The sequence below is a fragment of the Aquimarina besae genome (assembly GCF_042434905.1).
Taxonomy (GTDB): domain Bacteria; phylum Bacteroidota; class Bacteroidia; order Flavobacteriales; family Flavobacteriaceae; genus Aquimarina.
In genome coordinates, this window is sequence record NZ_CP170199.1 from 5,072,109 (window position 1) to 5,096,283 (window position 24,175).

Consider the following 24,175-nt stretch of genomic DNA (forward strand, 5'->3'; position numbering starts at 1 on the left):
AGTCCAAGTTGGTTAAAAACTTGGTAGTGTTAGGTTAATTAATTGTGAAAATTTTAGGGATTAAATATGTACTTTTGCGCTTTCAATCTCAACTGTTTTTTTGCTATGAAAACTGACTCATTTAAGTTACGTCATATAGGTCCTTCAGAAAAAGATCTAAATGATATGTTGAATACGATCAAGGCGGATTCTATGGAGCAACTTATCCACGAGACTGTCCCTGATGACATTTTATTAAAGACCCCATTACAATTAGATGAGGCTATGAGCGAACAAGAATATTCTGCTCATATTCAAAAATTAGCTGCTAAGAACAAGGTGTTCAAAACGTATATCGGTTTGGGATATCACGAAGCAAGCTTACCCGCAGTAATACAACGTAATATTCTGGAAAACCCGGGTTGGTATACTGCCTATACCCCTTATCAAGCAGAAATTGCCCAGGGTAGACTCGAGGCACTGTTAAATTATCAAACGATGGTTTGTGATCTTACAGGTATGGAATTAGCAAACGCTTCCTTACTGGACGAAAGTACTGCAGCTGCAGAAGCGATGACCATGCTGTTTGCAGTAAGATCCAGAACTCAGAAAAAAGAAAACACTCATAAATTTTTCGTTTCTGAAGAAATTTTACCACAAACACTTTCATTATTAAAGACCAGAGCAATACCATTAGGTATAGAATTGGTAGTTGGTGATCATACAAAATTTGATTTTTCAACCGATTTTTATGGTGCAATTTTGCAATATCCCGGAGTATCCGGACAAGTGTATGATTATGCAGAATTTGTAGAAAAAGCGCATCAATCAGATATAAAAGTTGCGGTAGCCGCCGATATCCTAAGCCTTGTGGTTCTTAAATCTCCAGGTAGTTTTGGAGCAGACGTAGTAGTTGGTACAACACAACGATTTGGAATTCCGTTAGGATACGGAGGACCACACGCGGCGTATTTTGCAACCAGAGAAGAATATAAAAGAAATATCCCGGGTAGAATTATTGGAGTAACACAAGATATGAATGGCAATCGCGCCTTACGTATGGCTTTGCAAACCCGAGAGCAACATATAAAACGAGACAAAGCAACCTCTAATATTTGTACAGCTCAGGTTTTATTAGCCGTTATGGCGGGGATGTATGTCGTTTATCACGGAAAAGATGGTTTACAATACATTGCTAATAAAGTAAACGCCTCTGCAAACCTTTTAGCAAGTGGTTTAGAAAAACTAGGATACGAACAGTTGAATAGTATATTTTTTGACACTATCCGAATCAAAACGAATGCAAACACTATTAAAGACATAGCTGAAGCAAGTGAAGTAAATTTCTACTATCCGGATGCAAACACGGTTTCTATTTCTTTAAACGAAGCAACTTCTATTTCAGATTTAAATGTAATCGTATCTATTTTTGCAAAAGCTGCCGGAAAAGAAAGTATAAAACTAAACTTTAATGAAGCATCGGCAAATATTGCGAATACTATAAAGCGAAATTCAGAGTTTTTAACCCACGAAGTATTTAACACCTATCATTCTGAAACAGAACTGATGCGTTACATCAAAAAGTTAGAACGAAAAGATCTTTCTTTAAATCATTCTATGATTCCGTTAGGTTCTTGTACTATGAAATTAAATGCTGCGTCAGAAATGCTTCCATTAAGCGATCCGCAATGGGGTAATATTCACCCAATGGCTCCGATAGAACAAGCACAGGGATATCAGGAAGTATTAAAAAAACTGGAAGATCAATTAACAGAGATTACTGGTTTTGCAGCTACTTCTTTACAACCTAATTCGGGAGCTCAAGGAGAATTTGCCGGATTGATGGTGATTCGCGCATATCACGAAGCAAGAGGTGATCATCATAGAAATATCTGTTTAATTCCTTCATCTGCTCATGGTACAAATCCTGCCTCTGCGGTGATGGCCGGAATGAAAGTAGTAGTGACCAAAGCTACTGAAGAAGGAAATATTGATGTAGAAGATCTTAGAGAAAAAGCTGAAAAATATAAGGATAATCTCTCTGCCTTAATGGTAACATACCCTTCTACTCACGGAGTGTATGAGTCTGCTATCAAAGAAATTACCCAGATAATCCACGATAATGGCGGTCAGGTGTATATGGATGGTGCCAATATGAACGCTCAGGTAGGGTTAACAAATCCGGGGGCGATTGGAGCCGATGTATGTCACCTAAATTTGCATAAAACGTTTGCGATCCCTCACGGTGGTGGCGGACCTGGGGTTGGCCCTATTTGTGTTGCAAAACAACTAGTACCATTTTTACCGGGTAATCCAATTATAACAACAGGAGGAGATCAGGCGATTACTGCAATTTCTGCTGCGCCTTGGGGATCAGCTTTAGCTTGTTTGATATCTTATGGATATATTACAATGCTGGGTGAGGAAGGTCTTAGAGAATCTACAGAATATGCAATTCTTAATGCAAATTATATCAAAGAACGACTAGATGGACATTACAGCACACTATATTCTGGAGAACGAGGTCGTGCAGCTCATGAAATGATTGTAGATTGTCGTCCTTTTAAAGCACACGGAATTGAAGTAACAGATATCGCAAAACGATTAATGGATTATGGATTCCATGCGCCAACTGTTTCATTTCCTGTAGCCGGAACTATTATGATAGAACCTACAGAAAGTGAGAGCAAAGCAGAATTGGATCGTTTTTGTGATGCAATGATCAGCATCCGTCAAGAAATTGCCGAAGCCAGCACAGACAATCCTAATAATGTAATGAAAAATGCACCACATACTCTGGCCATGTTAACAGCAGATACTTGGGATTTCCCGTATACCAGAGAGCAAGCTGCATATCCATTATCATACGTGTCAGATAACAAATTCTGGCCAACGGTAAGACGTGTAGATGATGCATACGGTGATAGAAATTTAATCTGCACTTGCGCACCTATCGAAGAATATATGGAAGAAGTATAAAATCACGTATTTCATAAAAAAACAAGGTCAGTAACAACAAATTACTGACCTTGTTTTTATTTTTACGTACATCAACTTGCATATGCTTTTTTGACACCTCTGGTGACATTTCTAAATTGGTATTGATCACTATATAACATTTTGTTATATAAATGCTTATTGACCTCTACCGGAATTTCTAAATTGGGAAACTTAATTTGATATCGATCCTTGTTCTTCCCAACAAGTTGAACTTTGATAGGTTGTTTTTCCATAATCTAAAATTTTAACATCATAAACCATAAAAAATCAATTTTCTAATTTCAAATTTCATTCCATAGGCAAATCTTATTGTTTCCTTTATTTTTTACTTATACATCTAAAAATAATGACATTTTTTGAGATTTCAAAGTCATTTTGGCATTTGACCCCTGTAATTACAAGCTATTCCAAAATCAAGTAGATCATTATATTGTTTTTAAAAAGTCTTTAACCGCGATCCAGTAGCTTCTGTGATCAGAAAAGGTTTCCCAAAGAGCTCTGGATCCATGATTACCTTTTGTTGCGGGTAGAAAATATTGTTTTTTGTCTGAAGGAATTGCTTCATAGATATCAGACCAGTTCTTTTTCTCGTTCTTTGCAGAAGTAATAAATACAGGAACCTTAATGTTAGCTGCACTAGTAGTAATGAAGTTTTTTGGTGTAAAGTATTCTCCAGGAGAAAATGATACCACACCGTGGATAGCATTTGGATGATCTCCAGCATATTTCAATACCAATGAAGAAGAATACGAACTCCCCCAAATAATAATTTTCTCAGGGTTATACGTTTCTTTTACATAGGCTATCGCTGCCTCTACATCCTGATATGCATCAATGTATCCCGTTTTTTTATCATTTTTTTTGGCTTCTCTGGCCGTATGGTTTAATCTTTCATTTATTATCAAACCAGATCGTTGATCTACTGCTAGGCAATTATATCCTAACTTAGTAAGTTTTGGGGCGATCTCCAGGTACTCTCCCCGACTCCATTTAGCCTGATGAAATAATATAATAAACTGATTGCTATTGTCTGCTTCATATACATCGGCGGTTATCATCAGTCCATCTTTTGACGGAAAATCAATGGTTTTTTGACTATAAACTGCTAATGTTAGGAGTGTAATTGCTACGGACAGTATGTTTTTCATAAATAAGAACAATTGATTAATGATTCTCAAAATACTGAATAATCCACTTGGTGGATGCTATTTTGCTATAATTTTTAAACGGATTAAAAGAAACCCTATATCGGAACAATGTTTCTATCCCCATTTTTACGCAAATAGCTTTTAATTATTTTGGTGGTATGATACGTATGTTTCTGTAGATTTAAAAAATTATCGAAATCTTCCACATTTACAATTTGCTCATCTTGCTGAATGTATCCAAATCCTTTATAAACACCATCCTGAATCATCACAAAACTTTGCTCATTAAAAGTTCTTCCTTTTTCCTTTATAAAATAACTTTTTTGATCTTTTCGCAAAGAGGCCAGTGCTTTTTGAACTCGCATATTATATAAAGCAACAGATTCTTCACCCATACAAACCCCTTTACAATTCTTAATCTTGTAGTGAGAACAGCGCTCTGTGGTACTTTGCAAACTACAATATCTAGGACATAGTTGATATGTTTCGCAAAGCTGCTCTAGTTTTTCTATCGCTTCTGCTCTCGTATAAAATATCTCTACAGAATGATCCACTGAGTGTGACCTATCGATAGCTAATTGAATTACTCCTTTTCGGTTTGTATAAAATATAATGCAATACGGTGCGACTGGTTTTTTTTGAGCTCTGTTGAATTTTGGGTAGTGTTTTTGTATTTTTTCTGATTCCAACAATAATGCTATAAGCTCATTGCCGGTTACTTCGTAGTCTATAGAGTGTGTTTCTTGGCCTAGGGCATATTCCTTGTTTTTTTTATCATAAAAATGACTAATTACCCGCTGTTTGATGTTTTTTGCTTTCCCGGCATAGATGACTTTTCCTTTCTGATCTTTAAACAAATAAATGCCTGTTTCCTCTGGTAGTGCTTCTATATTATCTGCTTTGAGATGCGGTGGCAAGGTTGCTTCTTTAGAGCGAACGTTCAAGAACTTATTGATGATAGTAAACTCAGGGTCTAGACTTAGAATGCGCTGAAAAAGAATAACTGTAGCATCGGTATCTCCTTCTGCCCGATGTCGATCTTCTAAAGGTATATTAAGCGACGAACAAAGTTTTCCGAGACTATAGGAAAACATTCCGGGAATCAACTTTCTGGATAAACGAACGGTACATAATTTTCTTCTAACAAAAGAATACCCTAGTCTCTTAAATTCACCTCTAATCACATTGTAATCAAAGTTTACATTATGAGCCACAAAAATAGCCCCTGTTGTCATTTCTACTATTCTTTTGGCTATGTCATTAAATCTAGGCGCATCACGCACCATATCGTTGTCTATCCCTGTAAGACCTGTTATAAAAGGTGGAATATTACATTCGGGGTTTACCAGTGAGGTAAATTTATCTATAATTGTATTTCCCTTCAATAATACAATGCAGATTTCTGTGATACGATTTCCGTGAATACCTTTACCTGTGGTTTCAACATCGATAACAGCATATAGTTTTTCTGACATTACATTTTTTTTGGAATACAAATCTAAAAGAAATATTTGATATTTGGAATTTTTCCTTATGCAATGGAAAAATTCCTATTGATCAAGATAATTATCTCAACACATATGCGGCCAGTCGAGTTGCATTTTCTTGGTAAGCATTATCAAATATTACCGAAAATTCATTCTTTTTATAGTAAGCAGTCAAGGTTTGTTTAGAAACAAAACCTATTGTTGCTTTCTCATAACATTGAATCAAGGCTTCTAATTTAAATGAAACCGAAGCGGCTGCAAACTTTCCTTTGGTCTGCCGGCTGATTATCGCTATTTGGTCTGGTTGCACGGCATCAAACAGTGCGTGAATTTCTTTTTTAAAATTCTGTATCTCCTGATTATTTTGATCATCCTTTATTTCAACATATTTGGTTTTGCCCGTATCATTGGTATAATTGCCCTGATCATCTTTGGATAATACTACACAAATGGCTCTTTTTTTATCGATTTCGATTCCGATTACTTTCATGAATAAGTCTCTTAAAGGTTACTTTTTATAATCCCATAATTCCTTCTCCCGTCTCAGGATCAATAAGACCTTTTTCTAGCCCCGAACGCGGATCTTTATTTTCGTGAATTAACAATTGCCTTAAAGGGTCAAACAATTCTATGAGCTCTTTAATATTCAATTCGCAATCGAAATATATCCAGTTAGCGTCGATATTAGACCAGGCTTTCCCAAAATAAGAGATATTACTGCCTTTACTTTCTAAAAAATGACATATGTTTTTTATTTTATCTGATTTGATTACGTTTGATTTAGCCATTCTTTTAAAAAGTAAGGATAAATGAATCATTTATCAAATTTTACACTAAAATACAGATTATCCTGATTCTGCCAGGATCTAAATGAATTACTAAGCAATTGTAACAGGATATAATTTTAATAATATTAAAGGTTATGAATTAAATTCAACATAGGTATTACTATTTTTCACACTAACAATTTGTTGATTTCTATAGATATCATATACTTTTGAAGTTAAAGGCAAATGACATGATCGAAGTACGACATTTAAAATTAGTGGATATGGTAGCAAAGGTTGGTTCCTTAAGTAAAGCTGCAGACAAATTGTGTCTAACACCATCTGCTTTGAGTCACCAACTAAAAGAACTAGAATCAAGTCTTGGTGTTCAGATTTTTCATCGTATCAATAATAAGTTACATTTTACACCTGCCGGAAAAGAGTTTAGAGATGCCGGAAAAGAAATTTTAGTGCAATTCGATCATCTTGAAAATCGTATTTCTCAAATCAACCAAGAACAATTAAAAACATATGTTCATGGATATTCTGATGAAGAATCGATACGATTGAATAATCAAGCAAAGACGATCTCTGATTTGTTACATTGGGATACGATATGGAAGGAAGGATCCTTGATTCTGGAAGCAGGATGTGGTGTAGGTGCACAAACCAAAATCATTAGTTCTAAAAACCCTAATTGTAGTTTTGTTTCCATCGATTTATCTGAAAAATCAATAATGCAAGCACAGGAAACTATTGATTCTTTGGGAATAAAAAATGTTACATTTCAGCAAGAAAATATTTTTGACTTACCATTTGATGACGAATCATTTGATCACATCTTTATCTGTTTTGTTTTAGAGCATCTGGCAAAACCTTATCAAGCTCTCCTGGAGTTGAAAAGAGTACTAAAAAAACAGGGGACAATAACCATAATCGAAGGTGATCACGGTTCTACTTTCTTTTATCCTGATAGCGATGCAGCAAAAAAATCCATTCAGGCTCAAGTTGATTTACAAAAACAGAATAAAGGAAACGCCAATATAGGGCGACAGCTTTTCCCATTACTATCTGATGCTGGATTTACAGATATCTATGTAAATCCTCGGCAAGTCTATGTTGATGAATCAAAACCTGAGATGGTAGAAGGTTTTATTAAAAATACCTTTACTGCTATGATTGAAGGAATAAAAGAAGAGGCACTTCTTAAAAAAATAATTTCAAAATCAGATATGGAGGATGGCATCAAAGATCTTTATAAAACAGCTAAAGGAGGAACCTTTTGCTACACTTTTTTTAAGGCTACGGCCAACATACAATAATTTAGATAAGGATGGTGAATGTTTAAAAAACAGCATGAATACTAAAACACTTTTACATCTTTAAAAAACTATTGAGTTTAAAGTTCCTATTTCGTGCTATAGATCTACTTTTTAGAAAACGCACTAGAGGTTCTTACTTTCATGGGCTAACAGCCATTGCTTCCGTTCTATACCACCGCCATAACCGGTCATGCTTCCATCTTTTCCGATAACTCTATGACACGGAATAATGATCGAAATTCTATTACAACCATTTGCAGCCGCTACTGCTCTAACCGCTTTGGGTTTCATAATGTTTTCTGCTTGTTGTTGATAAGTAGTCATCTGTCCGTATTTGATTTCTCGTAAACTATGCCAAACGGTATTTTGAAACTCTGTTCCCGGGGTTTCTAAGGCAACCTCAAAGGTTTTTCTTTTTCCTTCAAAATATTCGGTGATTTCTTTTTTAGCTTGTTTCATATGATCATTTTCTCCCGCTATGATCTGCGCTTGTAATCGCTTTTGCAAATCCTGAAACTCCGTTTCCAGCATGCGCCTGTCTACAAATTCTAACAAACATACTCCCTTTTCTGTAGCGCATACAAACATAGGGCCCAAAGGCGTTGTCAATCGACTAATTAAAATAAGGGTCTTATCTGTGCTTTTTTGAGGAGATTTTCCGATTACTTTTTTAAACGTATACCCAAAACCACTCAAGGATTCGTACCCCGAATCAAAAGCAGTATGGGTAGCATTTTTTCCTTTTTTTAACTCCTGAAAAGCATTATTAATCCGATACATCCGCTGATACGCCTGAAACGTCATTCCGTAATTCTTCTTAAACCATCGTCTCACTACTTCTGGACTAATGGTTAATTTTCGTAACTGATCATCTGTGATTTTCTCCTTTGGGTTTTGCTTCACCAGCGTAATCGCTTTTTCTACGGGTTCCGGTGCTTCATTCGCGTTTTCGGTGGGCTTACAAATTTTGCAAGGTCGGTATCCATGATCCAATGCTTCTTTAAACGAGGTATAGAATTCTACATTTTCTAATTTCGGTTTTCTGGCTCTACAGGTAGCGATACAAAAAACAGAAGTCGTTTTTACGCCCACAAAAAAGATCCCTACAAAACTCTCTTTTCGTTCTAGCAACGCCTTATAATATGTTTCTATCGTTTTGTTTTCTGTAATCAACATCTTAAAAAATGGATTGAAATGATTGTTGGGCTACGACCTCTTTGGCGGTGCTTTCTAACTGACTGTACATCCTATCAAATAGAAAATTACCCATACTAATTCGTTGTACGCCTAGGTCCGCTAAGGTTTCAAAATCAGAAAGATTAGGCATACACATCACATTAATTGGTAATGGTGTACAAGTTACAATTTCTCTGATATCCGATTCATTTTCTGCACCAGGAGTAAAAATCCCATCGGCACCAGTGTTTTCATACAACCGAATTCTTTTTTTGGTTTCTTGTAAGGGATTTGAATGTCCTAACAAAAAGGTATCGATACGTACGTTTAAAAAGATATTGATATGTTCTTTTGAAAGCATGTTCTTTACATCGCTAATCATTTCTGAAAATACTATCGGATCTAGAAGTAATCTTTTGCCGGTAACAATACTATCTTCTATATTGATTCCTACCACACCTATATCCGCAAGTTGTTTGATATATTTTGCAATAATTTTTGCATCTCGACTATAACCGGATTCCATATCTACAGATAGTGGTAAATTGGTATTTGCTCTGATTCGTTTTACAAAATACAGGAGTTCAGAAAAATCCATTTCCTCTCCATCTTTGTATCCTAAAAGGCTAGCGATTGCAGCACTTGAAGTTCCTATGGCTTGAAATCCTAATTTTTCGGCTATTTTGGCACTGGGCACATCCCAAACGTTTCCTAATAGTAATGGTTTTTTTTGATGATGTAAGTCTTTAAAATTCATCGGTTTTTGTTTTTATACAAAGTACCGATGATATAATGAGGCTGACAACCGAAAACTGGACGCGTATTTTTTTTATTTATTACTGATATATAAGCGGTGACATTTTTTAGCGATCAATTATCCAATAAATTTTCTAACAAAAGTAAAAACCGGCAAGTAGAACTATTCTTGCCGGTTTTTACTTTTACCTAACACTTTATTAGGTTGTACAGAAGATATGGTTAAGGAAGATACTTTATAGTGTATAGAACAATTCCTATTGCTGTTGTTTCTGATCCTATATATCGCCAGCCATTTGGCAGCACTAAATTACCCATTCGTGTTGTGGTAGTATCACCAACTTCAGGCACACCTAAAAATCTAATTATTTTATTATCAGATGAACTGGAATATAAAATCCATTCATTTGGCACCGTAGCTGTTGGATGAATCCCTAGTGTACTTCTATGTACGGCATTACCAATATAACCAACAACATTAGAATTACCACCAGTGGTGGAAGAAGAGTAACGAATCCAATTTGAAGGTATAGGGCGTGATGAATTATAAACAGTTATTTGTCTATACTCTGAGTTAGTATAGGCTCTATATTTAAATTCTCTCCAGGTAATCCATTGATTGGTACTTTTATTCCACCAATATGCACGAGCATATTTTTCTTTATTCCATAGAGGAAGTGCGATAGAAAGACCATCTTTCTCCATATAAATATAATTAGTACCTCTATGCCAAGTGATAAAAACTTTACGTTCATAATTTCTTAGATTCTTTTCAGTCACTTTTTTGTCAATGACCACCTCTCCATCAATGGTAAAATTTCCTGTTCTTTCAAAAGAGGTTATCCCGTCATTAAGACGCTCCCAATACTCTATAAAAGGTTGATTTTCTGATGATTTATTATCAAAATCCAGAGAGCTTAAATCATCATTTGGAGTAATTTTAGGTACTACAATGTTGTTATCTTGAGACAGTAATAAATCTTCATCCGATTCATTCTCACAGGAAATAATACTGAATAAGGTAATACTGAATAAAATAAATTTTAAAAAATGGTTTTTCATAAGTGTGTTTTTAAAGATTTATGTGCTTGATAGTTGGGCTCCGCGGAAAGCTTTATCAAAATTATTTTCAAAATTACTAATATAAAAACCTTACTAAATCCCTGATTACAGTGAATTCAATGCAGTAAGAAAAAACCCTGAATTCAGTTAAGAAAATGATTTTATCAGTAGCATTTATATACGAAATTAAATATCCTGAAATTCTGTTGATTTCTCAGGGCAATCAAGCGAGCGATACACATTAAATCATTATTACAAAAAAAGGATAGCAAATTGAATTTGCTATCCTTACTCATTAAGAATTTACCTCTTATTATTTTTTAATATAAAATATTCAAAGCATCTTTATCAGACTGAGTAAACTCACCATCTTCTCCTGTGCCAAAACAACCTAACATAATAGAATCTGCATAAGGAGACCAAGGTGTACCCGGGATCCAGATCGCTGCGGGACTTACTGATGGTTCTGCAGGAAGTGGTCCTGTATAATTACAGCTCCATCGATTGTACCAGTCTTGATGTCTAAAGCCAACACTGTGTCCTATTTCGTGACCTATTACATGCTCTACCACATCAAAACTGTAGGTATTACTATCCAATCCAGAGTTGATACGCACATATCTATTAGGCCTACCTGCCGATGTTGGAAATCCTGCAGACCCTCCTGCTCCTCCGATGACTCTGTACACCACCATATCGGCTTGTGATTGGTTATTACCATAAGTAAGTGTAAAATTTAGCGTATTTGGCAAAGCGTTATAGTTTGCCACTGCCCAGGCTAATGCTGTCTGCATTTTAGGTGTAAGATCATAAATCGAACCTGTACCGGTCCAACCCAGAATCCTAATGTTTCTGTACGGTGGTGCTACGATGTAATCAGATCGATATTGCTTATTATCTCCATCTGTAGATACTAAATCCGGATAACTTTTTAAGTCCTTCACAGGAATCGTTATATCCTCTGACACCAAGTGTTTTACTTTGGATCCATCAGGTAACGGTATCTCTTCTATAGTTACTGTTTCTGTATTGATCCCCATTTTAGATAGTTTATCCAACTGTTCTTGCGTAGGTTGTTCTGCTACCTCTTCAATGGCAGTGTCAGAAATGTCTTCGTTTTGACAGGATAAGAAACATCCTGAGATAATCGCGCAAAGCGCCAATAATTTTAAATTTTTCATTTGGTTGTGGTTTTAATAGTACAACATTCAGTTAGTAATATCCAATGATTGCATTACATCAATCTCTATCAATGAAATAACATCTTTTGCTATTTCAGCCCCGTTAAGATGGGTGGTCTCCAGGATGCAATACAAGTTTGGGATATCATACCTTTTGCAGGTAGTGTTATTGTGTTTATCATCAGGTTAACACCGCGGTTTGTCTGACTGATGTGGGATAGGCCCAAATATACTTCGAATATCACTTATGAAAAATAGAAGTGACACAAGAAGGTGATCTATTTTTATATAAACAACTGAATAACAGGTGTTTAATAAAAAATTAAAGGGGATTAATCCATCATAAATAGTTAAAAGACCTTTTGGGTTTAAGGTAAAAACACTAAGAAAGTTTTAGTCGTTTCCCCCCAAAAAAAAATGATACCAAGTTACAGCCGAAACCAACAAAAAACATTTCAGAATATCTTATTTCAATTTTCTTTCTTTCAGAAGTTTTTTCAGCTCTTTATTTCTTTTTGGTTTATGGAAAACTTTGAAAATAAAAAACAGTGGAATTAATGTAAAGAATCCAACAGTGTTATTGATAACACTATAAACAATAATTCCGATCATAAATCCAATTAATACCGCATTGATGATGGAGGAGGATTTCATTTTTCTTGCTTCATCCAGTAATTCTTGATCCGTTAATTCTGATAGTTTTTTTTTCATTCTTTATTCTTATAAAAGTTACATTTTGACAAGGAGATTTTAGCTGCCTCTAACATTTGAAGCATAAAAAACATTTCTGTACTATCAGGTATTTAAGACTATTTTCTCCCTTTCTTATATTGTTAATTTTTAAAGTTGTAAAAATGATGTAAATACCGCATTTTTGTACCCAATTTAATTATAATGTACCCAAAATGAAAAAACTACTTACCTTCTTATGTATTTCCTGTATGCTCATTTCTTGTAGTGAAAGTGATATTTTCAGTGAGATAAATGATAATGAAAACCAGAATGCCATTTATGATGCTCCCTATGTGCGGTCTTATACAACCTACACGTCTCAAACCTCTGTAACACTTAATGGTTTTATCAATCACGAAAATGTTGTTTTTCAAGAACCAGATACGTATGCCGTAGGTTTTATATTTAGAACCGGAGATGCACAGGACTCCAGCAATGATCAGGTAATCGAATTCGAAGAAGAGGTAGCGTATTACAATGGTTTTTATAAATTTAATCATACTATCACCAATTTAGAGCCAAATACTACCTATTACTACACGGCATTTACAAAAAACGGACCTACAGAAGAAACCGATTGGGAATCCTTTACAACCTCTGCTGTTGCCTGTACATATGACCGAGATAATTATTATAATATTTCGGGAACCTGGAGAGATGCTAATGTAGAAATCACAAACCCTAGTTGTTGTGGCGACGGTAATGTTGGTTTTAGATTTGGAATATGGCCTGATATTTTTCAAATTAATTTTAATGAAATAAGCGTTGAATATCCAAAAACAGGCCAATATTTTGGTGTGGATTATGAGTTTGTAGGGACACATATAGAAAGAGATCTCGTAAAATCTACCAATCAGGTGTTGATCGACAATACAGACTCTACTCCCGAAACGGAATTGTTTGTAGAAAACGATGGCCAAAGAATTACCTTAATTTTTTGTGATACGAAGCTTCGAAATGGTGATATCCTAAACGGAAAGGTTTCTGTTGCCATTCCTGCAAATTAAATTCGAAGAAATAAGAGCATCAATAAACAAAAGGCAGCAAATCCAATTTGCTGCCTTTTGATTTATGGTATTTTTTGTAATGGTTGTTTTGGATGAGACAGGATTTGCATTATTCCTCAAAGTCAGGAGACTTTGCGGAGCCCGGTTATTTTGGAAGTTAAACCATAACACCACCAGTCACAACGCCCCTCCATAGATGGGAACACTTTCATTTTTAATTATTCTGCGACAATAATGTTCACACGATCATTTGTTTCGTTTGAAAATGCGTCTACAGTACTAAATATCACCTCAAATTCGCCAACCTCATCAGGATGCATTGTTAAAATCATGGTAGACGAATCAAAACTGGCCCACTTCACGTTTTCATTATTGAAGCTTATCTCTAACTGTTCCTGATCAATATCCTTAAAATAATCTGTCGGAATTGATACTGTTGTTTCCTTACCAAATTTAATAGTCTGTATGGTGATTGGATTAAAAACAAATGGTGTGAACACCTTTTTTGTATGTACCCAGTAGATGTCTGACTCTGTCAACCCTTTTTCATCCATTTGCAATCGGGTAAAAAACAAAAACTTATGATCAGCACTTACAAAAGGCCGCCGCTCCCAATCTGTGGTATTGATTCCTGTGTCTAACACTTTCGGTTCAGACCAAAGATCGTTTACGTTTTTATAGCTGATCAATAAATCTGGGGGATTGGTATCGGTTACATACCTGCTAAAAATTATATAACGCTCACCTGGATCAACAAAGATACTTTCTTCATCTCGATCAGAACAGATAGCATCTATTCGTTTGGCATTCGTATAGGTACCATTTTCTAGTGAAGAAACATATAAATCCGCTGTGCCGCTACTATTCTTATCCCTGTTCGACGAAAAATAGATAGTTTTATCCAAAGACATACAGGCTGATGCTTCTCTTTCTAAAGAACTAATAGGGAAACCCACTTTTTTGGGATCACTCCAGGTATCTCTATTTTTCTGTAATCTCCATATATCGGTAACGTACTTATTTGTATCCGATATACTTTTGGCGAACAACAACGATTGTCCATCGGGTGAAAAATAAGGAAGATACACGCTTTGATCTTTTAGAAGTTCAAAAATAACAGGTGTAGTCCAACCTTCAGCTTCTTTTTTAGCATACCATATGCTTCCACTAAAGTCTTCATTGTCCAGCACACCAAATACCACTTCTTGTGTATCCGGTGTAAATGAAAGTCCGTGTTCTAATCTCCCTTTTACCGACACAATATCCGGTGCAAAAATCACAGGAATCGTATCTGGATGTGATTGCTCCAGATAATCAACCTATTCTGTATACGAGGTACACCCCATAAGTCTAAAAATAAGCCCCAGTGATACCCATAGTTTACTCATAAAGTTTTTATTCAATAATGTCTCTGTTTAAGTTCGTTAAGATACATAGTTTGGGTAAAGTAACATTAAATACTTATCGTTAATCCTATGTTGGTTGTTATTTGCACAAGAATTGAGTGGTTTTGTTTTTCCATTGAATCCAATATTCTTGCAATCCTTCCTGTGTGGTTATAAGATTACTAATATCTAAACTATGGTTAGGCATTAATGCTTTTTGAAGCTGTTTTTTTCTAGCTTCCAATGCCGGTGCATGATTCCATCCACCTACATGATCGAACGAAGTGTATGCATCACAAGGTTGATCAACCCGTTTAAAAGGGATTTTTAAATAGTAGACCACCTGACCGCTCCCCATTCCTTTGGTAGCCATAACAATATTATCGAAGTCTACTTTAGCATACTCGCCTTTTTTGAAAAGTTCTTTGAGTTTGTCTCCCACAGCTGCAGACATTTTATTAGAGAACTGGTGCGCCACATCGGATCCTTTTACAAATTCCGGCCCTTCATACTGACCACTACAATCTGCACTGGTACAATGGATCACTGGCTCTTTATCTATCATACTACAAAAACACACTATCGAAAACAGTGGGATGATAAAGAATGTGAGGTTTTTTGTCATAATGGTATAGATTAATAGTCTACTGTTTGTGCTACCGGTAGGAGTTTATGATTTGTTATCCAGCGTTAATGCTTTTACTTTTTTAATTTTTTTCTCAATTTCCAAAACTCTTTTATTCCAGTATACTTGAGCATTTTGAGCATCATATATGGGTTTCTTTTTTGATCCTGTTTTCATTTCTTCCGGAATGCTATAAATAAACCTTGCATTGTGGTGCTTGTCTTTGGCTATCTCACTTTGGGTACCAGGATCTTTTTTTCTTTGTGCCCAAAAGTGTTGATGTTCCAGATATCGTTCTTTAATCTCTTCGAAATAGCTAATTAAAGCTTTTGAGTCATTGGGTATAAATCCTGGTCCGCTACACCCACAAGAATGAAACATAATACCAACTTCATATAAGGTAGCCATATGAGCCCAGGCTTTTATATCGGTTTTCTTGGGAGATTCAAAATCCAATCCCATATTTGCTATAAGATTATTACATTCGGGGCATTTAGCAGGTGATTGTTTATCATCCTTACTTTGCCCTTTCGTAATATCCCGTAGCAGCCTTCTTTTAAATGTTTTTCTACAGTTAAAACAGGCATAATGAGATTTATAAGTTGTTATGCCATATCTGCACATGGTTTAAACATATTATTTTTGATAATAGACACCAGTTTCGTTTGATTTTACATCTTTGACGATCCGCAAATAACTGCTATGATCATTTATCCAAATGTAGTGTTTTTACTTTATTGCACTATGAAGTTGCAAACTTTACAAGGCGGGAAAACATTTTTTCGCTGTCGGGTTGCTTTGTTTCGTATAGTGTTGTTGGTCGTTGGTTTATCATTCCTCACTTCGACTAAATTCATTGTAGGAACATTTCAGCAAACTTTTCCTAATTATTCAGCCCTGATCGGATTCGATGAGCTCAGGATTCAGAATATTCCAAAAACAATTGACAACCTGCTATGCACCAGGCATAGGTTTCTGCCAAAGTAATCTCTTCATTTTCCTGTGCCTTTTCTCCTTCTTCTATACAAATATGCTCTATGCGATGCACTGCATGGATCATCGTGGCAAATAATTTATCCTGATTACGGGTTGGTTTTAAAAACTGTTTGGCTAATTTCAAATCTTTTTTCAGCTGGGCAACCTCACTCCCCACCCCTACTTTCATTACCTGCATCATGGATACAAACCTGATCAATTCTCCTAAAAAATCTGTAGGCACACATAAATAGCCGGACCGTGCAGGATTAGGGATGGCTTCTTTACTACCATCTGAAACAAATTCTTTGATCATCACAGAAAATGTGGTTGACATATCTAAGATTCTTTAGATTTTTTCTCTATGAAGTTGGTTAATAGCGTTAAAAATAGCGTTCCTTACTTTGATAAAAAACAGGGGAATCTACCTGTTTTTAAAATCATATTTTTCAAGGAATATTCCATAAAAAAACACATAACAAGAGATGTATTATTTTTCGTTTTATCAGTCGAGTGTTTGGGAGTCTGACATCCAAAAAGTGTTTTTTTGCTATGATAATGGATTCCGTCCTTTACTTCTAATGTAGAATTTTGAAGATATTGAACGGCCGAGTTTGAGACTCCAAGTAAATGTTTAGCTCAGGGTATAAAATTCCAATGGAGGCTTCGAGAGCCTAAGCCTCTATAAGTATCTTGAAAAAGAATATGTTATTAAAGTATGTTACAGATTCTCCGGATTTACGGCAAGGTTCTTAAATAGTTTTGCTTTGGTGCCAAAATATTTATTTTGAAGCTTGATTCGTTTTAGCTCTGCATCGATCAATTTACTCTCTCGTGAATTAATTAAAAACAAAGAACTCTCTCCAAAACTAAATTTACGTTCTTCGGCTTTTAGCAACGTATTATAGTCGGTTACAATATTAGCAATCAAACTATTTTGAGTTTTAAAAGACTCTAACTCATTATAGATCGCATTGACTTTATTTTCCAGTTGCACCTGCACACTGGCTAACTCATACTGACTATCCTGAATTTTGTATTTAGCTAATTTTACAGCCCCACGTTCTTTTCTCAAAAACAATGGAAATTGAAAGGTCACTCCTCCTTTATAATCGGCTGTATTAAAAGAATTGGCTACCTCTGGTGATGCTGTTAAAAAATTATATTCAAGATTGATCTTAGGTAAAAGTTTATTTGCTTTTAACCTGCGGTCTATTTGTAATCCTTCGATTTTATAATTTAATGATCTTAACTTAGGATGATTTACCAAATCGACTCCGGTTAGCAATGCTTGCTGTATTTGTAGGGTTTGATCAATCACAGCATCTACGTCATTATCCGGTATTACATTGGGCTGCAATTCTACCGGGATATTATTACCAATCCATAGATAGTTAGAAAGATCCAGTGCTGATTTCATCAATTTTACCTTAGCCTGTTCCAGACTTAATTGTCGATTCTGCACTGTAATTTGTGCTTCTACGGTATCGATAATCGCTTTATCCCCTGCCAGAGCGCTGCTTTTTACTCCTTCAAAACGTATTCTGGCATTAGTTAAGAAGTTCTCATAAATTTCTTTTTCATTATAAGCTTCTAGCCAGTCAAAATAGGCCAGTGATGCATTGTATAAAATTTCATTGACCAAAAGATCACGATCTGCTTTGGTTTGCTCTCTAAACAGGCGGGCCTTTTTTAACGCCGCCATACGATCATTGATCAGCAACCCTTGTGCAATTGGCACAGATATTCCAGCACTGTACAATCCTTCATCTGGAACGGTTCTTTCTGGATTTAAAAAAATCCCTTCGTTTTGTTCGAAATTGGCTTTCAATTCAATTCCATACCAGGTTGGCACTTTGAACGTGGCATTAAGCAAGTCATAATATTCTGAGCCTTTAAACTTTTTACGGTCGTAATCGACTTCAATTTTAGGATCAAAACCTCCTCTTGATTTGAGTAGATTTGCCTCTCCCAGACTTATATTTAATTCAGCTTGTTTCGCAATCGGATGATGTTTTTTTACAAAACCCAGATACTCCCTGAAATTAAGCGTAAGCGTATCTTTTTCCTGTGCGTAAAACAGCGTGGTAATAAAAAGAAAACTGCACAACAATACTTTGTTCATAGGTTATTTCTTTTTGGTAGTTTCTGCAGTATCTGCAGGTTGGTAATAATTAGGTGGGAAACCGTTTAACTGTCTCCACAATTCGAACCAAATCGGCACATCTTCCAGCAATGCGATCGTATTGGCCCCTGATCCTACACGCACACCTTCCGGCCACGGATGATCTTTAGGATCTGGGGATATCAACACCCGATACATTCCGTTTGAACTAATAAATGTTTCTATAGCCACCACTTTACCTCCATAGGTTCCGTAGGACACATTAGGCCATCCGCTAAAGATGATCGCCGGCCATCCATCAAACTGTATACGCACTTCTTCTCCTATGTGGATCAAAGGGAGGTCAATAGGTTTTACAAAAGTTTCTACTGCCATATCATAATCAGATGGCATAATCCCTACTAAGCGATCTCCTTCTTTAAAAGTCTCCCCGATACCGGATTGGATCGCTTTATTAATAAATCCGTTCTGTGGTGCTTTGATATAATATAGATCATTACGAATCTCGTAATTCGTGTACTCGTTCTCTAGTTTGGTTACTTGCGCTTCTGCATCAAACTGACTGGATTGGGCTGTAAACCGATCACTCTGAGCTTTAGAAATTTTTTCTGCGTACTCTGCCTGGATACGGTTCATTTCTATCTGGGCGTTGATGACATCGTTCTTACTGGCCAACAATTTATTTTCTTGTGAAATTAATTTAGCCTGTGTTTCCTGAAGCTTTAGCCGTTTTTCTTCAACATCCGTTAAAGATTTTAGTCCTTCTTTTTCTAACTGCTGTGTACGGTTGAACTGTCTTTCTGCAATACTGATATTTGTTTTAGCTGCTTCCAAATCAATACTATCGCTTTTTACTTTTAACCGTGATTGTAATAACTTATTACTGGCCTGTTTCAGCTTCAAAGCTCGCTCTTGTACCAGTGCCTCTGCCTGATTTGCTAGTGCTTTTACTTTTCCTTCATAAGAAGTTACCGCCATCGATTTTGCCTTGATCTGCTTCCCGGTTCTTGCCACCAGATTTGGGTCGAAGTATTCGTTTTTAACCTCAGATATTCTCATGATGGTATCACCCTTTTTAACAAAATCTCCTTCACGCACATACCATTCTTCTATTCTACCGGGAATCGGCGACTGTATGGTTTGTGGTCTCTGACCCGGTGTCAATGTAGTTACATACCCTTTACTGTTAATGTTCTGTGTCCACGGAAGAAACAGTATGATAAAAAGGATGATGGTAAACGCTAATAAAAAACGATTAAAATATTTGTAATGTTCCTTACCAAATACCTTCTGTGATGCCTTATATCCTGAAATGCTCACAGTCTTATTAAGCTTGTTGTTTGAAATATTTAGCATACCTTCTTATTTTTCACTTATGATTTTACCGTTATCGATGGTGATTACTCTTCCACAACGGGACGCCCATTTATTGTTTTGACTCACTACTACCAATGCCCAAGGACTTGAAGGGTCTGCCAGAAAATCCATAATCCTAGAGGCTTCTGCTCCATTAAACTGATCAAGCGGATCTTTAAGAATCAGTAGCTTTGGTTTTCGGACAATACCACGAGCCAGTACTATTTTTTTGGCAATGGTATATGGTATCTGTCTTCCTTCTGGATATAACATCGTTAATAATCCTTTGGGTTGTTCTTTTACAAACTCTAACAATCCTACTTTTTCTAATGCCCAATATACCTGATCATTAGTAATACTGATATCTCCAAAGGTGATATTATCCAGAATCGTTCCTTCAAAGGGGGATTCTTCGGTTAACGACTGACCAAGATATCCTCTGTAATAATTAAGATTTACCCCTTTTAGAGAAACATCATTGATATAAATACTACCGCTATCAGGCTCTAACAACCCTGCTATCAAACGTAAAAGGGTAGTCTTACCGGATCCATTAGATCCCTGTATTAAAATGGTACAAGTAGGCGTGATTGTTAATGACACATTATCGATAATCTTTTTATCCCTTTCTGGAACCGCATATGAAACCTGATCAAGTTCTACCGTAAAACCTTCATCCTCTTTAAAAGGTGTCTCACCTGACTGAGGTTCTAATTCTTTATCCACTACCTGACCTATTTTTTCTAAAGAAGTCAATACATCATAAAAAGATTCTAATCCTACGATTAATTTTTCTACAGAACTAATCACCAATAAAATGATGATCTCTGCTGCTACGAACTGACCGATATTCATTTGTTGATTTAAAACCAAAACTCCACCGATTAGTAAAAGTCCAGCGGTTACTAGTACCTTAAAACCAATCATCTGAATAAACTGGATCACTAATATCTTGAAATGACTCTCTCTTGAATCTAGATAGTCTGCCACCAAATTATCATTTTTTGTGAGTGCCAGACTTGTTCTACCAGATAGCTTGAAACTCACTATAGACCGTGCTACTTCTTGTATCCAATGGGCTACTTTGTATTTGCTTTTTGATTCACTCAGACTGGTTTGCATTCCTTTGGTTGCCGTATACTTAAATACCACATAGATCAGTAATAATAGCAGAAGACCATAAATAATAAAAAACGGGTGATAAAAAGACAGTAACAAAAGTCCGAAGATAATCTGCACTAATGCCGTTGGGAAATCAACTAATATCTTTGATAATGCTTTTTGAATAGTCAATGTATCAAAAAAACGGTTGGCTAGCTCTGGTGGGTAGTAATTGCGAAGCTCACTCATCTTTATTTTAGGGAATCGATATGTGAACTCAAATGAAGCTCTGGTAAAAATCTTTTGTTGCACATTTTCTATAATTCTTATTTGCATGAGCTGAAGGACTCCAACAAAAAGAACTCCTAATGTTACCAATATTACGAGAATAATCCAGGATGTACTTACCTGTGCTCCCTGTAGCAAGTTGATAATCGCCTGTATTCCTAACGGAAGCGATAAACTTACCAGTCCGGCGAAAATTGCATAGTAAAATATTTGTAGGATGTCTCTTTTGTCTAATTTTAAGAGTCCCATCAGACGCTGCCAGGCGGTCAGTATGTTTTTAGCCATTCTTTTGGTTGTTTAAAGAATTAAATACTAGGTCAATAAAATAGGTTGTGGGTGTGACCTTCTCATCGCAATCGGTTAATGAAGAGAAATGATCTTTTAGAAAATGCTGGTGTAGTGCACCCTCGGTAACAGTACTAGCCAAACTGGTAGGAAACTGATACTCACTATCTACTTCGAGAATCATATCCTTAATCCGGTTGACCAGCCTTTTGTATATTGAAAAATATCCTTCTTTGTTTTCATTGTCAACTTCTTTGGTTAAATATGATTTAGAATATTCATTAATAACTATTTTGTTTAGTAATACCTCATTAATATGAGAAAATGAGGAATCCTCCTGAGTAGTACGCGTAATAATTTCGATTGCTTTTCTCAGTTTTTCTGAGGAATCGGAAATACTATTTGTAGTAAATACCAATTGGTATTCTAGCCATCCCCAATACCAGGAAGTAAGATAGAGCAGTAACTTATGTTTATTTTCGAAATAGCGATAGATAGAACTTTCGTTGGATCCAATCTTGATACCTAGCTTCTTGAACGTGAAACTATCAAAGCCTATTTCGTCAATTAAAAGGATACTATGTTCAACAATTTTCTTCCCTAAAGTTGAGGACTCAGGATCTTTTAAATAAATATTAGTGTGAATATTGACTTTTAAGTCTTGAAGTATGAATTTCATAATTAAAACTATTTACCTCAAAATTAATAGTAATACTATCGCTAAATAATACATTAACTATTATTTAACCAAATTTTATGTTTTAGTGTTAATCAAATTTTGGTAAATTAGTAAAGCATAGCATACAAACAATAAATTAAACAGTAAATGAAAAATCTAATCATTATTGCATTTTTATCGTTCGTTACGATGAATGCACAGGAGGCGAAAACGTTATCTTCAGAGACCGTTGCTGTTGGGGATATTATTACCCTAGGCACTCCCTCTGGACAAACCTATCAACACATTTTATTCCCCCGTGTTAATTTTATCATTAAAAAAGGCGGAACTACCAATTTCAAACAATTACAAGGAAAAAAAGTAGTTGTTACAGACAAAGAAGTGGTAGAAGGTATTACTAAAATTACCATTGCAAGAAAAGATGGAAAAAAATTCCTGAATAGTATTGCGAACGTAAAGGTAAATTTTGATGACGCTGTAACAGCAAAAGAAATTCTGTGAAATAAGCAAAACCAATAAGCGAAATGTAATCAATGCTTATTGGTTGCTTTGATTTGTAATTTCTGCAAGTTTATCTCTGATATCCTGATCATCAAGATATCTTAATAACGCTTGTTTGAAGTGATCTTTGTTGCCATATATAACGCCGGTTTCTTCAACAAGATAGTTTTCTTTTAACATCGTACCCTCACCTGTCACTAACCAGGTGGGGTTAATTTCTGTATACAATTGTATAATTTTTTCTATAAAATCACCTCCGATATTGCTATTTGCTGATTGTAGTCTATGCAAATACCCGGCACTTGCTCCAATGGAAAGGCTAAAGCTTCTTAAACTAACCCCCAAATGGGCTGCAAAAATAATGACTCTATCTAAAATTTTATCTTTTTTATCCAAAATATTGACTATTATTTGTGTATATCCAATATTTTATATAATATTGTATACCAAAACGATAACATTACATTCACAAAGATACTTATACCTTTAACATTAGCCAACTTATTTATGATTACACCTGAGGAACGTACTGCGATCTTAAAGGTCATTGGGAGCAAGCATGTAAAGAAAATTCAAACCTACTTGAATCAAAACAAGATTTTTGGTCAACATAAAAAACCGTATTCTAAGACCAGTATTTCTTATATTCTTTCTGGAGAAAGAGAAAACGAGGTAGTTGAGAACGCTATTTTCGCTTATGCCCATCAAAAAATGATCGAAAAAGAAAAACAACAAGAATTGAGAGATCTTATAGTCTCGAAACAAAAATTATAGCCCAAAACCAAAGTACTTGTCCAAATACCTTGTAATTTTGTATCCTTAACTAACGTAAACCAAGGTATTTTTGGACAAGAGTCATCTTAATGATATTAGCGGTCGTGGAGACATTGAATACATCTTGTGGGCATTCTATCAAAAAGCATTGAAAGATGATCAAATCGGTTCTTTTTTTACCGAAATTGCCCAAATTAATCTTGAGGAACATATTCCGCATATTTCTGATTTCTGGGAACAACAATTGTTTTATACCGGGAACTACAAGAAAAATGTCTTACTCATTCATCAAAATCTGCATAGAAAGAAAAACTTAGAAAAAATCCATTTCGACACCTGGTTACAATTATTCAACGCTACTATTGATGCTAATTTTTGTGGAGAAAAAGCAGATCTTATGAAAACCCGAGCATTATCTATCGCTACAGTAATTCAATTAAAAACCAGTAAATAAATGCTTCTTT

At 35.5% G+C, this 24,175-nt stretch carries 25 protein-coding genes; 6 read left to right on the top strand and 19 right to left on the bottom strand.

Annotation, left to right across the window (positions count from 1 at the left end; all coding sequences use genetic code 11):
* The first annotated feature begins 105 nt into the window (after positions 1–105).
* Entirely contained in the window at positions 106–2,958 is a 2,853-nt protein-coding gene (gene gcvP / locus ACE94K_RS22510) for an aminomethyl-transferring glycine dehydrogenase (protein ID WP_378177989.1), read from the top strand.
* 71 nt (positions 2,959–3,029) lie between these two features.
* On the opposite strand, the gene ACE94K_RS22515 is transcribed toward gcvP, so the two are convergent.
* The 5 genes from ACE94K_RS22515 to ACE94K_RS22535 form a co-directional block, all read right to left on the bottom strand.
* The gene (locus ACE94K_RS22515; RefSeq protein WP_378177992.1) at positions 3,030–3,212 is read right to left on the bottom strand and encodes a hypothetical protein; all 183 of its coding nucleotides are present in this window, start codon (positions 3,210–3,212) and stop codon (positions 3,030–3,032) included.
* A 192-nt stretch (positions 3,213–3,404) separates the two neighbouring features.
* Entirely contained in the window at positions 3,405–4,127 is a 723-nt protein-coding gene (locus ACE94K_RS22520) for an alpha/beta hydrolase (protein WP_378177995.1), read from the bottom strand.
* 95 nt (positions 4,128–4,222) lie between these two features.
* The gene (locus ACE94K_RS22525; RefSeq protein ID WP_378177998.1) at positions 4,223–5,602 is read right to left on the bottom strand and encodes an exonuclease domain-containing protein; all 1,380 of its coding nucleotides are present in this window, start codon (positions 5,600–5,602) and stop codon (positions 4,223–4,225) included.
* A 91-nt stretch (positions 5,603–5,693) separates the two neighbouring features.
* Entirely contained in the window at positions 5,694–6,104 is a 411-nt protein-coding gene (locus tag ACE94K_RS22530; protein WP_378178001.1) for a DUF3010 family protein, read from the bottom strand.
* A 25-nt stretch (positions 6,105–6,129) separates the two neighbouring features.
* Positions 6,130–6,432, bottom strand: coding sequence for a hypothetical protein (locus ACE94K_RS22535; protein ID WP_378178004.1), 303 nt, complete (start codon positions 6,430–6,432; stop codon positions 6,130–6,132).
* 200 nt (positions 6,433–6,632) lie between these two features.
* On the opposite strand from ACE94K_RS22535, the gene ACE94K_RS22540 reads away from it, so the two are divergent.
* Positions 6,633–7,703, top strand: coding sequence for a methyltransferase domain-containing protein (locus ACE94K_RS22540; protein WP_378178007.1), 1,071 nt, complete (start codon positions 6,633–6,635; stop codon positions 7,701–7,703).
* Between the two features lie 123 nt (positions 7,704–7,826).
* On the opposite strand, the gene ACE94K_RS22545 is transcribed toward ACE94K_RS22540, so the two are convergent.
* The 5 genes from ACE94K_RS22545 to ACE94K_RS22565 all read right to left on the bottom strand — a co-directional run bounded on the left by ACE94K_RS22545 (position 7,827) and on the right by ACE94K_RS22565 (position 12,589).
* On the bottom strand, positions 7,827–8,879 hold the full coding sequence (locus tag ACE94K_RS22545) for a bifunctional transcriptional activator/DNA repair enzyme AdaA (RefSeq protein ID WP_378178010.1): 1,053 nt from the start codon (positions 8,877–8,879) through the stop codon (positions 7,827–7,829).
* 1 nt (position 8,880) lies between these two features.
* Positions 8,881–9,636 carry an isocitrate lyase/phosphoenolpyruvate mutase family protein gene (locus ACE94K_RS22550; RefSeq protein ID WP_378178011.1) on the bottom strand — a complete coding sequence of 252 codons (756 nt, stop codon included), beginning with the start codon at positions 9,634–9,636 and terminating at the stop codon, positions 8,881–8,883.
* A 221-nt stretch (positions 9,637–9,857) separates the two neighbouring features.
* Entirely contained in the window at positions 9,858–10,697 is an 840-nt protein-coding gene (locus ACE94K_RS22555) for a hypothetical protein (protein WP_378178014.1), read from the bottom strand.
* 320 nt (positions 10,698–11,017) lie between these two features.
* Positions 11,018–11,878, bottom strand: a complete 861-nt coding sequence (locus tag ACE94K_RS22560; protein ID WP_378178017.1) for a M57 family metalloprotease — start codon at positions 11,876–11,878, stop codon at positions 11,018–11,020.
* A gap of 465 nt (positions 11,879–12,343) precedes the next feature.
* The gene (locus tag ACE94K_RS22565; RefSeq protein WP_378178019.1) at positions 12,344–12,589 is read right to left on the bottom strand and encodes an FUSC family protein; all 246 of its coding nucleotides are present in this window, start codon (positions 12,587–12,589) and stop codon (positions 12,344–12,346) included.
* Positions 12,590–12,783: 194 nt separating this feature from the next.
* On the opposite strand from ACE94K_RS22565, the gene ACE94K_RS22570 reads away from it, so the two are divergent.
* Positions 12,784–13,617: a fibronectin type III domain-containing protein gene (locus tag ACE94K_RS22570; RefSeq protein ID WP_378178021.1), complete on the top strand. Its 834-nt coding sequence runs from the start codon at positions 12,784–12,786 to the stop codon at positions 13,615–13,617.
* Between the two features lie 218 nt (positions 13,618–13,835).
* On the opposite strand, the gene ACE94K_RS22575 is transcribed toward ACE94K_RS22570, so the two are convergent.
* From ACE94K_RS22575 to ACE94K_RS22610, 8 genes are all read right to left on the bottom strand, one after another.
* Positions 13,836–14,897: a hypothetical protein gene (locus tag ACE94K_RS22575; RefSeq protein WP_378178023.1), complete on the bottom strand. Its 1,062-nt coding sequence runs from the start codon at positions 14,895–14,897 to the stop codon at positions 13,836–13,838.
* Positions 14,898–15,102: 205 nt separating this feature from the next.
* The gene (locus tag ACE94K_RS22580) at positions 15,103–15,627 is read right to left on the bottom strand and encodes a hypothetical protein (RefSeq protein ID WP_378178025.1); all 525 of its coding nucleotides are present in this window, start codon (positions 15,625–15,627) and stop codon (positions 15,103–15,105) included.
* Positions 15,628–15,672: 45 nt separating this feature from the next.
* The gene (locus tag ACE94K_RS22585) at positions 15,673–16,251 is read right to left on the bottom strand and encodes a hypothetical protein (protein ID WP_378178027.1); all 579 of its coding nucleotides are present in this window, start codon (positions 16,249–16,251) and stop codon (positions 15,673–15,675) included.
* Positions 16,252–16,543: 292 nt separating this feature from the next.
* The gene (locus tag ACE94K_RS22590) at positions 16,544–16,939 is read right to left on the bottom strand and encodes a hypothetical protein (RefSeq protein WP_378178029.1); all 396 of its coding nucleotides are present in this window, start codon (positions 16,937–16,939) and stop codon (positions 16,544–16,546) included.
* A 384-nt stretch (positions 16,940–17,323) separates the two neighbouring features.
* Positions 17,324–18,727, bottom strand: a complete 1,404-nt coding sequence (locus tag ACE94K_RS22595) for a TolC family protein (RefSeq protein ID WP_378178031.1) — start codon at positions 18,725–18,727, stop codon at positions 17,324–17,326.
* A 3-nt stretch (positions 18,728–18,730) separates the two neighbouring features.
* Positions 18,731–20,083: an HlyD family secretion protein gene (locus ACE94K_RS22600; protein ID WP_378178033.1), complete on the bottom strand. Its 1,353-nt coding sequence runs from the start codon at positions 20,081–20,083 to the stop codon at positions 18,731–18,733.
* A 6-nt stretch (positions 20,084–20,089) separates the two neighbouring features.
* On the bottom strand, positions 20,090–21,757 hold the full coding sequence (locus tag ACE94K_RS22605; RefSeq protein WP_378178035.1) for a peptidase domain-containing ABC transporter: 1,668 nt from the start codon (positions 21,755–21,757) through the stop codon (positions 20,090–20,092).
* The gene (locus ACE94K_RS22610) at positions 21,750–22,436 is read right to left on the bottom strand and encodes a TetR/AcrR family transcriptional regulator (protein WP_378178037.1); all 687 of its coding nucleotides are present in this window, start codon (positions 22,434–22,436) and stop codon (positions 21,750–21,752) included. The genes ACE94K_RS22605 and ACE94K_RS22610 overlap by 8 nt, the downstream gene beginning before the upstream one ends.
* A gap of 147 nt (positions 22,437–22,583) precedes the next feature.
* On the opposite strand from ACE94K_RS22610, the gene ACE94K_RS22615 reads away from it, so the two are divergent.
* Entirely contained in the window at positions 22,584–22,937 is a 354-nt protein-coding gene (locus ACE94K_RS22615) for a hypothetical protein (RefSeq protein ID WP_378178039.1), read from the top strand.
* 36 nt (positions 22,938–22,973) lie between these two features.
* On the opposite strand, the gene ACE94K_RS22620 is transcribed toward ACE94K_RS22615, so the two are convergent.
* Positions 22,974–23,333 (bottom strand): hypothetical protein, encoded by a 360-nt coding sequence (locus ACE94K_RS22620; RefSeq protein WP_378178041.1) that lies wholly within the window; start codon positions 23,331–23,333, stop codon positions 22,974–22,976.
* 111 nt (positions 23,334–23,444) lie between these two features.
* Here ACE94K_RS22620 and ACE94K_RS22625 point away from each other — a divergent pair, with 111 nt between their 5' ends.
* Complete coding sequence (locus ACE94K_RS22625) at positions 23,445–23,711, top strand: hypothetical protein (RefSeq protein WP_378178043.1); 267 nt, start codon at positions 23,445–23,447, stop codon at positions 23,709–23,711.
* 70 nt (positions 23,712–23,781) lie between these two features.
* Positions 23,782–24,165 (top strand): group III truncated hemoglobin, encoded by a 384-nt coding sequence (locus ACE94K_RS22630; protein ID WP_378178044.1) that lies wholly within the window; start codon positions 23,782–23,784, stop codon positions 24,163–24,165.
* The last annotated feature ends 10 nt before the right edge of the window (positions 24,166–24,175 follow it).

Excerpts from the sequence above, each read along its gene's own strand:
- gcvP (WP_378177989.1), top strand. The coding sequence starts at position 106 with ATGAAAACTGACTCATTTAAGTTACGTCATATAGGTCCTTCAGAAAAA.
- ACE94K_RS22515 (WP_378177992.1), bottom strand. The coding sequence starts at position 3,212 with ATGGAAAAACAACCTATCAAAGTTCAACTTGTTGGGAAGAACAAGGAT.
- ACE94K_RS22520 (WP_378177995.1), bottom strand. The coding sequence starts at position 4,127 with ATGAAAAACATACTGTCCGTAGCAATTACACTCCTAACATTAGCAGTT.
- ACE94K_RS22525 (WP_378177998.1), bottom strand. The coding sequence starts at position 5,602 with ATGTCAGAAAAACTATATGCTGTTATCGATGTTGAAACCACAGGTAAA.
- ACE94K_RS22530 (WP_378178001.1), bottom strand. The coding sequence starts at position 6,104 with ATGAAAGTAATCGGAATCGAAATCGATAAAAAAAGAGCCATTTGTGTA.
- ACE94K_RS22535 (WP_378178004.1), bottom strand. The coding sequence starts at position 6,432 with ATGATTCATTTATCCTTACTTTTTAAAAGAATGGCTAAATCAAACGTA.
- ACE94K_RS22540 (WP_378178007.1), top strand. The coding sequence starts at position 6,633 with ATGATCGAAGTACGACATTTAAAATTAGTGGATATGGTAGCAAAGGTT.
- ACE94K_RS22545 (WP_378178010.1), bottom strand. The coding sequence starts at position 8,879 with ATGTTGATTACAGAAAACAAAACGATAGAAACATATTATAAGGCGTTG.
- ACE94K_RS22550 (WP_378178011.1), bottom strand. The coding sequence starts at position 9,636 with ATGAATTTTAAAGACTTACATCATCAAAAAAAACCATTACTATTAGGA.
- ACE94K_RS22555 (WP_378178014.1), bottom strand. The coding sequence starts at position 10,697 with ATGAAAAACCATTTTTTAAAATTTATTTTATTCAGTATTACCTTATTC.
- ACE94K_RS22560 (WP_378178017.1), bottom strand. The coding sequence starts at position 11,878 with ATGAAAAATTTAAAATTATTGGCGCTTTGCGCGATTATCTCAGGATGT.
- ACE94K_RS22565 (WP_378178019.1), bottom strand. The coding sequence starts at position 12,589 with ATGAAAAAAAAACTATCAGAATTAACGGATCAAGAATTACTGGATGAA.
- ACE94K_RS22570 (WP_378178021.1), top strand. The coding sequence starts at position 12,784 with ATGAAAAAACTACTTACCTTCTTATGTATTTCCTGTATGCTCATTTCT.
- ACE94K_RS22580 (WP_378178025.1), bottom strand. The coding sequence starts at position 15,627 with ATGACAAAAAACCTCACATTCTTTATCATCCCACTGTTTTCGATAGTG.
- ACE94K_RS22585 (WP_378178027.1), bottom strand. The coding sequence starts at position 16,251 with ATGTGCAGATATGGCATAACAACTTATAAATCTCATTATGCCTGTTTT.
- ACE94K_RS22590 (WP_378178029.1), bottom strand. The coding sequence starts at position 16,939 with ATGTCAACCACATTTTCTGTGATGATCAAAGAATTTGTTTCAGATGGT.
- ACE94K_RS22595 (WP_378178031.1), bottom strand. The coding sequence starts at position 18,727 with ATGAACAAAGTATTGTTGTGCAGTTTTCTTTTTATTACCACGCTGTTT.
- ACE94K_RS22600 (WP_378178033.1), bottom strand. The coding sequence starts at position 20,083 with ATGCTAAATATTTCAAACAACAAGCTTAATAAGACTGTGAGCATTTCA.
- ACE94K_RS22605 (WP_378178035.1), bottom strand. The coding sequence starts at position 21,757 with ATGGCTAAAAACATACTGACCGCCTGGCAGCGTCTGATGGGACTCTTA.
- ACE94K_RS22610 (WP_378178037.1), bottom strand. The coding sequence starts at position 22,436 with ATGAAATTCATACTTCAAGACTTAAAAGTCAATATTCACACTAATATT.
- ACE94K_RS22615 (WP_378178039.1), top strand. The coding sequence starts at position 22,584 with ATGAAAAATCTAATCATTATTGCATTTTTATCGTTCGTTACGATGAAT.
- ACE94K_RS22625 (WP_378178043.1), top strand. The coding sequence starts at position 23,445 with ATGATTACACCTGAGGAACGTACTGCGATCTTAAAGGTCATTGGGAGC.